The sequence below is a fragment of the Citrobacter sp. CK180 genome (genome assembly GCF_030333655.1).
GTDB classification, from domain to species: Bacteria; Pseudomonadota; Gammaproteobacteria; order Enterobacterales; family Enterobacteriaceae; genus Citrobacter_B; species Citrobacter_B koseri.
On record NZ_JAOWFM010000046.1, the window covers coordinates 16,524 to 28,918 of the forward strand.

The window sequence follows — 12,395 nt, forward strand, 5'->3', positions numbered from 1 at the left end:
GTTTTTTTATATCCGCCGTATCCCCACTTATCTACAATATCTGTACTCTTTTTGTTCATCCCCTGGAGTTGTTGTATGTGGTTACTGGACCAGTGGGCAGAGCGCCATATTACCGATGCACAGATTAAAGGTGAGTTTGATAATCTGCCCGGCAGCGGTGAGCCGCTGGCCCTGGATGATGACTCACATGTGCCGCCTGAATTACGGACTGGCTACCGTTTACTCAAAAATGCCGGTTGCCTTCCCCCGGAGCTTGAACAGCGTAAAGAAGCCATTCAGCTACTGGATCTACTTAAAGGTATTCGTCAGGACGATCCACGGTATCAGGAAGTGAGCCGTCGTTTATCGCTCCTTGAACTAAAACTACGACAGGCGGGGCTGAGTACCGGGTTTTTACGCGGTGAATATGCAGATAAATTGCTGCATAAGATTAATGATGACTAACGGAGCTTATATGTATCGTATTGGTGAACTGGCAAAGCTGGCAGAAGTGACGCCTGATACCATCCGCTACTATGAAAAGCAGCAGATGATGGAGCATGAAGTGCGTACGGAAGGTGGTTTCCGACTCTACACGGAAAACGATCTTCAGCGCCTTAAGTTTATCCGCTATGCCCGGCAGTTGGGCTTTACGCTTGAGTCGATCCGGGAACTGTTGTCGATCCGTGTCGATCCTGAACACCATACCTGCCAGGAGTCGAAAGGAATCGTGCAGGAAAGGCTGAAAGAGGTCGAATCACGAATTGCGGAATTACAGAGTATGCAGCGTTCATTGCAGAGGCTGAACGATGCCTGCTGTGGAACGGCACACAGCAGCGTCTATTGTTCAATTCTGGAAGCACTGGAACAAGGCGCCAGCGGAGTAAAGCCGGAGTGTTGATTTATTGACCTGATGAGCCTACACTCGCGCCGTTAAACCATACAAACTGGAGTTATTATGAGTCGTTATCAGCATACGAAAGGGCAGATAAAAGACAACGCCATTGAGGCATTACTGCACGATCCGCTTTTCAGACAACGTGTTGAAAAAAATAAGAAAGGGAAAGGAAGTTATCTGCGTAAAGGCAAACATGGCAATCGGGGTAACTGGGAGGCCAGTGGCAAGAAAGTGAATCACTTTTTTACCACTGGCTTTCTGCTTATTAAGGCTTGTTAAGAACGGTTGTTTTGTTCTTTCAGAAGATCGCGGATCTCAGAAAGCAATACTTCTTCCGTTGTCGGCGCTGGCGCTTCCGTCGGTTCTTCTTTCTTACGATTCAGTTTGTTGATCAGTTTGATAGCCATGAAGATAGCAAACGCCACAATAACAAAATCAAAGACGTTCTGAATAAACACACCGTAATGCATCACGACTGCCGGGATATCTCCCTGCGCTTCGCGTAGCGTAAAGGCAAACTGTTTAAAATCGATCCCGCCAATTAACAATCCCAGCGGCGGCATAATGATATCAGCAACCAGAGAAGAAACGATCTTCCCGAATGCCGCACCAATAATCACACCCACTGCCAAATCAACAACATTCCCGCGCATCGCGAATTCGCGAAACTCTTTAATAAAGCTCATTTTATTCTCCCTATGCAACAGACGTTTATAAGTTTAACAAATGTTAAGGCATTTTCCATTTATGGATTGTTTAAAGGAGCATTTATTAGGCCCTGATAAAACAGGGGAATTAAAGAGGGCGCTGCATTAGCGCCCAAATAATTACAGGAAGAAAGGACTTGGCTGGAATAAGCGTTCGACGTCGGTAATAAACTTTTTATCCGTCAGGAACATAATCACATGATCGCCTTGTTCAATGCGCAAATTGTCATTGGCAATCATTACATCGTTACCGCGAACCACAGCGCCAATTATTGTTCCTGGTGGAAGTTTAATTTCATCAATGGCGCGGCCTACGACGCGAGATGTACTTTCATCACCGTGGGCAACGGCTTCAATTGCTTCTGCTACACCACGACGTAGCGATGACACTCCCACAATATCGGCTTTACGCACATGGCTGAGTAACGCGGAGATCGTGGCCTGCTGTGGTGAAATGGCAATATCAATGACGCTCCCCTGGACGAGATCCACATAGGCGCGACGTTGAATGAGCACCATTACTTTCTTCGCACCCATCCGTTTGGCCAGCATTGCCGACATAATGTTGGCTTCATCATCGTTGGTGACTGCAATAAACAGATCAACCTGATCAATATGCTCTTCAGCCAGCAGTTCCTGATCCGACGCATCGCCAAAAAAGACGATCGTATTTTGCAGTTTTTCGGCAAGTTCGGAGGCCCGCTGTTGATCGCGCTCGATCAGTTTGACGCTGTAATCTTTTTCCAGACGACGCGCGAGACCGGCACCGATATTTCCCCCGCCGACTAACATAATACGCTTATAGGGTTTCTCCAGACGTTGCAGCTCGCTCATTACCGCGCGGATATGCTGCGATGCGGCAATAAAAAAGACTTCATCGCCTGCTTCTACAATAGTCGAACCCTGGGGGCGAATGGGGCGGTCATGACGGAATATCGCGGCGACGCGGGTATCAATATGCGGCATATGCTCACGCATCGTGGATAACGCGTTCCCGATCAGCGGCCCGCCATAATAGGCTTTCACTACCGCAAGACTGACTTTACCTTCGGCGAAATTAACGACCTGCAATGCGCCGGGATATTCGATCAGGCGATAAATGTTATCGATGACCAGTTGCTCTGGCGCAATAAGATGGTCGATGGGGACGGCTTCAGAGTGGAAGAGTTTATCCGCATCGCGGACATAATCTGGCGAGCGGATACGGGCGATACGATTTGGCGTATTGAAGAGTGAATAGGCCACCTGGCAGGCGACCATATTCGTTTCATCGGAACTGGTCACGGCGACCAGCATATCCGCATCGTCTGCACCCGCTTCACGCAGTACGCGGGGGTGAGAGCCATGCCCTTGCACGACGCGGAGATCGAACTTGTCCTGTAAACTACGCAGGCGTTCGCCATTGATATCGACCACCGTGATGTCGTTGTTCTCTCCGACCAGGTTTTCAGCCAGCGTGCCGCCGACCTGCCCTGCGCCCAGAATGATAATTTTCATCAGTCGCGACCCGTTATCTCATCACTTTTTGATTAGCTTAGCGTAAAAGAAGCCGTCACCTTCTTCCGCACCTGGCAGATTTTGCACGCCCGGTTGAGCGGGGGTTCCGGTGCCGGTCAGGGTGGCGTCCGGGGTGCGCTGTAAAAAGGCCTGAATCTGTTGGCTATTCTCTTCCGGCAGGACAGAACAGGTCGCGTAGACCAGTGTTCCGCCTGACTTTAAATGTGGCCATATGGCATCCAGAATTTCCGACTGTAATTTTGCCAGTTCAGCAATATCACGATCGCGGCGTAGCCATTTGATATCCGGGTGACGACGAATGACGCCGGTGGCTGAACAAGGCGCATCCAGCAGAATACGGTCAAATTTCTGCTCGCCACACCATTGCGCGGGATATCGACCATCACCCTGTTTGACGGTTGCCTTCATCCCCAGACGTTTAAGGTTATCGTAAACGCGTGAAAGACGCTGTTCGTCGACATCGACAGCCAACACCTGCGCTTCAGGCGCGGCTTCGAGTATATGCGTTGTTTTACCCCCCGGTGCGGCGCACAAATCCAGGATTTGCTCGCCGTTTTGTGGGGCGAGGAAGCTAACACAGCCTTGCGCGGCAGCATCCTGAACCGTTACCCAACCCTCTTCAAAGCCGGGTAAGGCATGAACCGGCGCCGGAGACTCAAGACGTAGGGCGTCAGGATAGGCCGAGTGGGGAAAACCGTTCATTCCTGCGTCCTGCAATAACGCGAGCCAGCTGTCGCGTGAATGATGTGTACGGTTCACGCGTAGCCACATTGGAGGACGTTGGTTGTTGGCTTCGACAATCGCTTCCCATTGGGTGGGATAGGATTTTTGCAGGCGCTTTAGCAGCCAGGACGGATGCAGAAAACGTGCCTCGCTGGTCGCAAACTCAGCCAGCAACGCCTCCTGCTGACGCTGAAACTGACGCAAAACGCCATTGATCAGCCCCTTAAGCTGTGGGCGCTTAATAGCAACAGCACCTTCAACCGTTTCTGCGAGGGCCGCATGTGGTGGAATTCGTGTGTGCAATAGCTGGTAAAACCCTACCATGATCAGGTAATGCACGGTGCGTTGCTTACCGGTCATCGGACGAGACATTAATTTATTAATCAGCCACTCCAGCTGCGAAAGGGTGCGCAACACGCCAAAGCACAGCTCCTGAAGCAGCGCTTTGTCTTTATCGGAGACTTTTTGCTGTAGTGGTGGCAGGACATTACTTAAGGATTGCCCTTGCTCAACGACCTGCTCAACGGCCTGTGCCGCCAGACTGCGTAAATTTTGTTTTTTCATAACCGCAAAAATAAAAATGCCCGGTAACACCGGGCGTAGTAAGACGTGACCGTCAGGCCAGACGGTTGCCAGGAATAAACCATTCCCGACGTGAATTTAAAAGATCCTGCGCGCTCATTGCCTTCTTACCTGCGGGTTGAAGGGAGAGCAGGTTCAGGATGCCGTTGCCGGTTGCAACCTGAATACCTTGTTTAGTCGCGTCAAGAATGGTGCCCGGTTCCGCTTGCGTTACGCGCTCTATCACTGACGCCTGCCACACTTTTACCGGCTGACCGTCAATTTCCATCCAGCTCATTGGCCAGGGATTAAAGGCGCGGATGCAGCGTTCAAGCTGTGCGGCAGAGAGAGACCAGTCCATACGCGCCTCTTCTTTGCTGAGTTTCTCAGCGTGAGTGGCCAGGGCGTTGTCCTGTACTTCTGGCTTCGCGGTACCGTTTTCTAACTGTTTCAGCGTTTCAATCAGCCCCTGTGGGCCAAGATCCGCCAGCTTGTCATACAGCGTGCCGCTGGTGTCTTTCTCGGTGATTGGACAGGCAAGTTTATAGAGCATATCGCCAGTATCCAGACCCACATCCATTTGCATGATGGTTACGCCCGTTTCGGCATCACCAGCCCAAAGTGAACGTTGGATCGGCGCTGCGCCACGCCAGCGCGGGAGCAGGGAACCGTGAACGTTGATGCAGCCGAGTCGCGGCATATCAAGCACCGCTTTTGGCAGAATCAGGCCATACGCCACCACGACCATTACGTCAGCGTGTAAGTCCGCGACTAAATGCTGGTTTTCTTGTGGGCGCAAGGAGGCGGGCTGAAAAACCGCTATTCCTTTCTCTTCCGCCAGCACTTTCACCGGGCTGGGCATCAGCTTTTTACCGCGTCCAGCCGGGCGGTCGGGTTGGGTAAACACGCCAACGATGTTGTGTCCAGAAGACAACAGCGCGTCAAGATGACGCGCTGCAAAGTCAGGTGTACCCGCAAAAATAATACGTAGTGAGTCTGACACGTTGATTCTTGTCCTTAAGCTCGGGCGTTCAGGCGGTCGAGTTTCTCAACTTTCTGACGAATACGTTGTTGCTTCAGCGGCGACAGATAATCGATAAACAGTTTACCGACCAGGTGATCCATCTCGTGCTGAATACAGATAGCCAACAGACCGTCTGCTTCCAGCTCAAAAGATTTACCGTCGCGGTCGAGTGCGCGAATTTTCACTTTCTCCGCACGCGGCACTAAAGCTCGCTGTTCTGGAATAGACAGACAGCCTTCTTCAATCCCCGTCTCACCGCTTTTTTCCAGCAGTTCCGGGTTGATTAACACCAGACGCTCGTCGCGGTTTTCCGAAACATCAATCACGATGATACGTTGATGAATATCGACCTGCGTTGCCGCCAGGCCAATACCTTCTTCTGCATACATCGTTTCGAACATATCATCGACGATACGCTGAATTTCTGCATTCACTTCTTCTACCGGTTTTGCGACTTTGCGAAGACGCTCGTCCGGAATATGTAACACTTGCAAAACTGCCATAATTATCCAGAGTTGTGTTCAGGAGTTGGAAAGATTATTACCTCTATTCTAGACAAAACCCCCTCCGATTGACAGCATCAGTGACCAATCGCAAAGATTGCCAGGACAGCTTGTGGCAGGGGAATAAGGATGACCCGTACCGAAATTTGGTTACGTTTGATGCATGTGAGTGAATTGTATGGCGATGCAATGTTGAGCATTGCGAATTTGCTCATACAACAGCGTCAGATTGATAAGACTTTACTTCAGAACGCAGGGTTAACGTCCCGACAAGCGGAACGCTTTTTAACCGTCCCGCAAAAAGTGCTGGATGACGCGCAGCACTGGCTTGAGCAACCTCATCACCATTTGATTCTGGCCGGCAGCGCGCGTTATCCGGCACAGTTGAATGCGATTGCAGATTATCCCGGCGCTTTTTTTGTTGCGGGTGATCCAGAATGTCTCCAGAACTTCCAGCTTGGCGTCGTAGGAAGCCGGACACCTTCCTGGTATGGCGAGCGATGGGGGCGCTTGTTCTGTGAAAGTCTTGCCGTAAAAGGGGTGACGATTACCAGCGGGCTGGCGAGAGGAGTTGATGGCGTTGCGCATAAAGCCGCCTTAAACGCGAACGGGAAAAGCGTGGCTGTGCTGGGCAACGGTCTGGGAAGTATCCATCCCCGACGACATACCCGGCTGGCTGAGGGGCTGATAGACGTCGGTGGCGCGCTGGTGTCGGAGTTTCCATTAGCGACGCTCCCTTTACCGCACCATTTTCCCCGACGAAACCGCATCATTAGCGGTCTGAGCAAAGGCGTGCTGGTGGTTGAAGCGGCACTACGAAGCGGTTCTTTGGTTACCGCGCGCTGTGCGCTGGAGCAAGGGAGGGATGTCTTTGCCTTGCCAGGGCCGATAGGCAGCCCTGGCAGTGAAGGGCCGCATTGGTTGATCAAACAGGGCGCCACTCTTGTGACGGCGCCAGAGGATATTCTGGAAAATTTGCAATACGGCTTACATTGGCTGCCAGATGAGGCCGAAAATTCACTTTATTCACCAGATCAGGAAGTCGCAGCATTGCCATTTCCTATGCTCCTGGCTAACGTAGGAGATGAGGTAACACCTGTTGACGTCGTCGCTGAACGTGCCGGCCAACCTGTGCCAGAGGTAGTGGCTCAGCTACTCGAACTGGAGTTAGCAGGATGGATCGCAGCTGTACCCGGCGGCTATGTCCGATTAAGGAGGGCAAGCCATGTTCGACGTACTAATGTATTTGTTTGAGACTTACATCCATAACGAAGCTGAATTGCGTGTGGATCAGGACAAACTGGAACGGGATCTTACCGACGCTGGCTTTGACCGTGAAGACATCTACAACGCGCTACTGTGGCTGGAAAAGCTTGCTGATTATCAGGAAGGCCTCGCCGAACCTATGCAACTGGCTTCCGATCCGCTCTCCGTACGTATTTACACGGCAGAGGAGTGCAATCGACTGGATGCCAGCTGTCGGGGGTTTCTGTTATTCCTCGAGCAGATTCAGGTGCTAAACCTCGAAACGCGAGAAATGGTGATTGAACGCGTGCTCGCGCTGGATACCGCAGAATTCGATCTGGAAGACCTGAAGTGGGTGATCCTGATGGTTTTATTTAACATTCCGGGTTGTGAAAATGCGTATCAGCAAATGGAAGAATTACTCTTTGAAGTGAATGAAGGTATGCTGCATTAATCGACCTTCATTCAGCATGAGTTGTTATGGCTAAATCAGCACTGTTTACGGTGCATAAAAATGAGCCCTGCCCACAGTGCGGGGCTGAACTTGTTATTCGCTCCGGGAAACATGGTCCTTTTCTCGGCTGCTCACACTATCCAGAATGTGATTATGTCCGTCCGCTGAAATCGTCAGCAGACGGACATATCGTCAAAGTTCTGGAGGGGAAGTTTTGCCCGGCATGTGGTGCGGAGTTGGTATTGCGGCAGGGGCGGTTCGGCATGTTTATCGGTTGCAGTGACTACCCCGCGTGTGGCCATACCGAACTGATCGACAAACCAGACGAAACTGCCATTACCTGCCCTCAGTGCCAAAAAGGTCATCTGGTTCAACGGCGTTCCCGTTATGGTAAAACCTTTCATTCCTGCGATCGCTATCCTGAATGTCAGTTTGTCATTAACTTCAAACCGATAGCCGGAGAGTGTCCTGAATGTCACTATCCGCTACTCATCGAAAAGAAAACCGCGCAGGGTGTGAAGCACTTTTGCGCCAGTAAACAATGTGGAAAGCCGGTTCCGGCGGAACAACAAAGTGAATAATAACCTGCCCACAGACGCTATCGCGGCAGCGGTAGCGGTACTGCATAAAGAATGTGTCATCGCGTATCCCACAGAAGCTGTTTTCGGTGTCGGGTGCGATCCTGATAGTGAAACGGCGGTCAACCGCTTACTGGAATTGAAGCAGCGCCCGGTTGAGAAAGGCCTCATTTTAATTGCGGCAAATTTTGAGCAGCTTAAGCCATATATTGATGACAGCATGCTGACAGATACGCAACGAGAAGCGATCTTTGCGTGCTGGCCAGGCCCGGTGACGTTTGTTTTTCCTGCACCGGCGACAACGCCGCGCTGGTTGACGGGACGTTTTGATTCGCTGGCGGTTCGCGTTACGGATCACCCGCTGGTGGTCTCATTGTGCCAGGCTTATGGCAAACCGTTAGTTTCCACCAGTGCGAATTTGACAGGGTTGCCTCCCTGCCGCACGGTCGAAGAAGTACGGGCGCAGTTTGGCGCGGATTTCCCCGTTGTTGAGGGTGAAACGGGAGGACGCCTGAATCCTTCTGAAATTCGTGATGCCCTGACGGGCGAGCTGTTTCGACAGGGGTAATACGATGGAAACCTATGCTGTTTTTGGTAACCCGATTGCGCACAGCAAGTCGCCATTTATTCATCAGCAGTTTGCGCAGCAACTGAAGATAGATCATCTCTATGGGCGTGTTCTGGCGCCGGTTGATGATTTCGTGAATACCCTTAACGCCTTCTTTGCGCAAGGAGGGAAAGGGGCGAACGTTACCGTTCCTTTTAAAGAGGAAGCGTTTGCACGCGCAGATGAACTGACGGAGCGTGCGGCGCTTGCCGGGGCGGTGAATACCCTGAAACGCCTTGATGATGGTCGCTTGCTGGGGGATAACACTGACGGTATCGGTCTGTTGAGCGATCTTGAACGTTTGTCTTTCATTCGTCCGGGGCTACGCATCCTGCTGATTGGGGCGGGGGGGGCTTCCAGGGGCGTACTGTTACCGCTGCTATCAATGGATTGTGCGGTTACTATCGCGAACCGAACCGCTTCCCGTGCTGAAGAACTGGCGCAAATCTTCGCTCATACCGGCAGTGTTCAGGCCCTTCGTCTTGATGCGCTGGAAGGCCATGAATTCGATCTGATCATCAATGCGACATCCAGTGGAATTAGCGGTGATATTCCCGCGATCCCGTCATCGCTCATTCATCCTGCTGTCTGTTGCTACGATATGTTTTATCAAAAGGGAAATACGCCGTTCCTTGCCTGGTGTGCGGAGCAAGGGGCAAAACGGTATGCCGATGGTTTGGGGATGCTGGTGGGGCAAGCCGCGCATGCTGTGTTTCTCTGGCATGGCGTGTTGCCTGACGTGGAACCTGTTATTGCAACGCTGAAGCAGGAACTGTCGGCATGAACCAGGCTATTCAGTTTCCTGACAGAGAAGAGTGGGACGCGGACCTTGAGGCCGTTAGCTTTCCCGCACTGGTGAATGGGATGCAGTTAATGTGTGCTATCAAGGGAACCACGCTGGCGCATCGCTTTGGCGGCGATGCGCCAGAACGGTGGCTGGCAGACTTTTGTGAACATCGCTGGGATCTGGAAGAAGAAGCGGAAGCGTTGATCCAGTCCCAGCAAGAAGACGATCAGGGTTGGGTCTGGCTGTCCTGACTCAGGTATTCATCTTTCCATTTCACATAGTTATTTGCGGAGTACTGTAGCCCGGCTTTCTCTTCATCACTTAGCGGACGGATCTGCTTCACCGGGCTCCCCAGATACAGATAGCCGCTTTCCAGGCGCTTGTTTTGCGGCACCAGGCTGCCAGCGCCGATCATGACGTCATCTTCTATTACCGCGCCATCCAGCAGAATGGACCCCATGCCAACCAGAACCCGGTTGCCGATAGTGCAGCCGTGGAGCATGACTTTATGCCCGACAGTGACATCTTCACCCACAATAAGCGGATTACCTTGCGGGTTAGTGGTGGATTTGTGCGTCACATGCAGCACGCTGCCGTCCTGGATATTTGAGCGGGCGCCAATCTCTACATAGTTCACATCGCCACGAATGACGACCAGCGGCCAGATCCCGACGTCATCAGCCAGACGAACATCACCAATGACGACGCTACTGGAATCGATCATCACGCGTTGCCCGATCTGTGGGAAAAGATCCTTATAAGGACGTAATACGTCAGACATGTTTACCTCAACGAAAGAGAACAGTAATGAAGACTTTGGTTGGATTATTGGCGCTACGCAAGTGTTTCAGCTATCAAAAATCAGCCAAATTGCGCAGGAATGTAGCGAAAGGGGTAAAAAACAGGCATTCAGCAAAAAAGATCCAAAAAACGCTTGTGCAAAAAAATGGGATCCCTATAATGCGCCTCCGTTGAGACGACAAAGTGAAACGCTTCACAAGGTGGTCGGAACAACGAAGAGAAAAATCCTGAAATTCAGGGTTGACTCTGAAAGAGGAAAGCGTAATATACGCCACCTCGCGACAGAGCGCTAAAGCGCGTCGCAACTGCTCTTTAACAATTTATCAGACAATCTGTGTGGGCACTCAAAGTGACATGGATTCTTAATGTCTTCGGACAATAAATGAATACCAAGTCTCTGAGTGAACACGTAATTCATTACGAAGTTTAATTCACGAGCATCAAACTTAAATTGAAGAGTTTGATCATGGCTCAGATTGAACGCTGGCGGCAGGCCTAACACATGCAAGTCGAACGGTAACAGGAAGCAGCTTGCTGCTTTGCTGACGAGTGGCGGACGGGTGAGTAATGTCTGGGAAACTGCCTGATGGAGGGGGATAACTACTGGAAACGGTAGCTAATACCGCATAACGTCGCAAGACCAAAGAGGGGGACCTTCGGGCCTCTTGCCATCAGATGTGCCCAGATGGGATTAGCTTGTTGGTGGGGTAACGGCTCACCAAGGCGACGATCCCTAGCTGGTCTGAGAGGATGACCAGCCACACTGGAACTGAGACACGGTCCAGACTCCTACGGGAGGCAGCAGTGGGGAATATTGCACAATGGGCGCAAGCCTGATGCAGCCATGCCGCGTGTATGAAGAAGGCCTTCGGGTTGTAAAGTACTTTCAGCGGGGAGGAAGGTGTTGTGGTTAATAACCACAGCAATTGACGTTACCCGCAGAAGAAGCACCGGCTAACTCCGTGCCAGCAGCCGCGGTAATACGGAGGGTGCAAGCGTTAATCGGAATTACTGGGCGTAAAGCGCACGCAGGCGGTCTGTTAAGTCAGATGTGAAATCCCCGGGCTCAACCTGGGAACTGCATCTGATACTGGCAGGCTTGAGTCTCGTAGAGGGGGGTAGAATTCCAGGTGTAGCGGTGAAATGCGTAGAGATCTGGAGGAATACCGGTGGCGAAGGCGGCCCCCTGGACGAAGACTGACGCTCAGGTGCGAAAGCGTGGGGAGCAAACAGGATTAGATACCCTGGTAGTCCACGCCGTAAACGATGTCGACTTGGAGGTTGTGCCCTTGAGGCGTGGCTTCCGGAGCTAACGCGTTAAGTCGACCGCCTGGGGAGTACGGCCGCAAGGTTAAAACTCAAATGAATTGACGGGGGCCCGCACAAGCGGTGGAGCATGTGGTTTAATTCGATGCAACGCGAAGAACCTTACCTGGTCTTGACATCCACGGAAGTTTTCAGAGATGAGAATGTGCCTTCGGGAACCGTGAGACAGGTGCTGCATGGCTGTCGTCAGCTCGTGTTGTGAAATGTTGGGTTAAGTCCCGCAACGAGCGCAACCCTTATCCTTTGTTGCCAGCGGTTAGGCCGGGAACTCAAAGGAGACTGCCAGTGATAAACTGGAGGAAGGTGGGGATGACGTCAAGTCATCATGGCCCTTACGACCAGGGCTACACACGTGCTACAATGGCATATACAAAGAGAAGCGACCTCGCGAGAGCAAGCGGACCTCATAAAGTATGTCGTAGTCCGGATTGGAGTCTGCAACTCGACTCCATGAAGTCGGAATCGCTAGTAATCGTGGATCAGAATGCCACGGTGAATACGTTCCCGGGCCTTGTACACACCGCCCGTCACACCATGGGAGTGGGTTGCAAAAGAAGTAGGTAGCTTAACCTTCGGGAGGGCGCTTACCACTTTGTGATTCATGACTGGGGTGAAGTCGTAACAAGGTAACCGTAGGGGAACCTGCGGTTGGATCACCTCCTTACCTTAAAGAACCTGCCTTTG

The 12,395-nt window shown here is 51.7% G+C and carries 16 protein-coding genes and 1 rRNA gene; 11 read left to right on the top strand and 6 right to left on the bottom strand.

What is annotated here, in order from left to right:
• Window positions 1-75: 75 nt before the first annotated feature.
• From OGV50_RS10850 to arfA, 3 genes are read left to right on the top strand one after another with little or no spacing between them, the layout of a single operon-like run.
• On the top strand, window positions 76-444 hold the full coding sequence (locus tag OGV50_RS10850; protein WP_200093363.1) for a DnaJ family domain-containing protein: 369 nt from the start codon (window positions 76-78) through the stop codon (window positions 442-444).
• A 10-nt stretch (window positions 445-454) separates the two neighbouring features.
• Window positions 455-880 (top strand): Zn(2+)-responsive transcriptional regulator, encoded by a 426-nt coding sequence (zntR, locus tag OGV50_RS10855; RefSeq protein WP_200093361.1) that lies wholly within the window; start codon window positions 455-457, stop codon window positions 878-880.
• 57 nt (window positions 881-937) lie between these two features.
• On the top strand, window positions 938-1,156 hold the full coding sequence (arfA, locus tag OGV50_RS10860; RefSeq protein ID WP_012135422.1) for an alternative ribosome-rescue factor ArfA: 219 nt from the start codon (window positions 938-940) through the stop codon (window positions 1,154-1,156).
• Here arfA and mscL read toward each other — a convergent pair.
• The 5 genes from mscL to def all read right to left on the bottom strand — a co-directional run bounded on the left by mscL (window position 1,153) and on the right by def (window position 5,913).
• Window positions 1,153-1,563 (bottom strand): large-conductance mechanosensitive channel protein MscL, encoded by a 411-nt coding sequence (gene mscL / locus OGV50_RS10865; RefSeq protein WP_012135421.1) that lies wholly within the window; start codon window positions 1,561-1,563, stop codon window positions 1,153-1,155. The two genes, arfA and mscL, sit on opposite strands and share 4 nt — an antisense overlap.
• A gap of 141 nt (window positions 1,564-1,704) precedes the next feature.
• Window positions 1,705-3,081 carry a Trk system potassium transporter TrkA gene (trkA, locus tag OGV50_RS10870; RefSeq protein ID WP_012135420.1) on the bottom strand — a complete coding sequence of 459 codons (1,377 nt, stop codon included), beginning with the start codon at window positions 3,079-3,081 and terminating at the stop codon, window positions 1,705-1,707.
• A 21-nt stretch (window positions 3,082-3,102) separates the two neighbouring features.
• Window positions 3,103-4,389 (bottom strand): 16S rRNA (cytosine(967)-C(5))-methyltransferase RsmB, encoded by a 1,287-nt coding sequence (rsmB, locus tag OGV50_RS10875; RefSeq protein ID WP_200093359.1) that lies wholly within the window; start codon window positions 4,387-4,389, stop codon window positions 3,103-3,105.
• A 52-nt stretch (window positions 4,390-4,441) separates the two neighbouring features.
• Complete coding sequence (gene fmt, locus OGV50_RS10880; RefSeq protein ID WP_024131001.1) at window positions 4,442-5,389, bottom strand: methionyl-tRNA formyltransferase; 948 nt, start codon at window positions 5,387-5,389, stop codon at window positions 4,442-4,444.
• A gap of 14 nt (window positions 5,390-5,403) precedes the next feature.
• Complete coding sequence (gene def, locus OGV50_RS10885) at window positions 5,404-5,913, bottom strand: peptide deformylase (protein ID WP_012135417.1); 510 nt, start codon at window positions 5,911-5,913, stop codon at window positions 5,404-5,406.
• A gap of 129 nt (window positions 5,914-6,042) precedes the next feature.
• Between def and dprA the strand changes: the two genes are divergently transcribed.
• Genes dprA through OGV50_RS10915 form a run of 6 tightly spaced genes read left to right on the top strand, consistent with a single transcriptional unit; the run spans window position 6,043 to window position 9,835 of the window.
• On the top strand, window positions 6,043-7,167 hold the full coding sequence (gene dprA / locus OGV50_RS10890; protein WP_200093357.1) for a DNA-protecting protein DprA: 1,125 nt from the start codon (window positions 6,043-6,045) through the stop codon (window positions 7,165-7,167).
• Window positions 7,139-7,612, top strand: coding sequence for a DUF494 family protein Smg (gene smg / locus OGV50_RS10895; RefSeq protein WP_024130999.1), 474 nt, complete (start codon window positions 7,139-7,141; stop codon window positions 7,610-7,612). The genes dprA and smg overlap by 29 nt, the downstream gene beginning before the upstream one ends.
• Before the next feature lie 26 nt (window positions 7,613-7,638).
• Window positions 7,639-8,193, top strand: a complete 555-nt coding sequence (locus OGV50_RS10900) for a DNA topoisomerase family protein (protein ID WP_012135414.1) — start codon at window positions 7,639-7,641, stop codon at window positions 8,191-8,193.
• Window positions 8,186-8,758 (top strand): L-threonylcarbamoyladenylate synthase type 1 TsaC, encoded by a 573-nt coding sequence (tsaC, locus tag OGV50_RS10905; protein WP_024130998.1) that lies wholly within the window; start codon window positions 8,186-8,188, stop codon window positions 8,756-8,758. The genes OGV50_RS10900 and tsaC overlap by 8 nt, the downstream gene beginning before the upstream one ends.
• A gap of 4 nt (window positions 8,759-8,762) precedes the next feature.
• Window positions 8,763-9,581: a shikimate dehydrogenase gene (gene aroE / locus OGV50_RS10910; RefSeq protein WP_200003701.1), complete on the top strand. Its 819-nt coding sequence runs from the start codon at window positions 8,763-8,765 to the stop codon at window positions 9,579-9,581.
• On the top strand, window positions 9,578-9,835 hold the full coding sequence (locus OGV50_RS10915; protein WP_200093353.1) for a DUF1488 family protein: 258 nt from the start codon (window positions 9,578-9,580) through the stop codon (window positions 9,833-9,835). The genes aroE and OGV50_RS10915 overlap by 4 nt, the downstream gene beginning before the upstream one ends.
• Here OGV50_RS10915 and OGV50_RS10920 read toward each other — a convergent pair.
• On the bottom strand, window positions 9,811-10,365 hold the full coding sequence (locus OGV50_RS10920; RefSeq protein WP_012135410.1) for a gamma carbonic anhydrase family protein: 555 nt from the start codon (window positions 10,363-10,365) through the stop codon (window positions 9,811-9,813). The two genes, OGV50_RS10915 and OGV50_RS10920, sit on opposite strands and share 25 nt — an antisense overlap.
• On the opposite strand from OGV50_RS10920, the gene OGV50_RS10925 reads away from it, so the two are divergent.
• Entirely contained in the window at window positions 10,364-10,678 is a 315-nt protein-coding gene (locus OGV50_RS10925; protein ID WP_286488538.1) for a hypothetical protein, read from the top strand. The genes OGV50_RS10920 and OGV50_RS10925 overlap by 2 nt on opposite strands.
• A gap of 155 nt (window positions 10,679-10,833) precedes the next feature.
• Window positions 10,834-12,375: ribosomal RNA gene (locus OGV50_RS10930) — 16S ribosomal RNA — on the top strand.
• The last annotated feature ends 20 nt before the right edge of the window (window positions 12,376-12,395 follow it).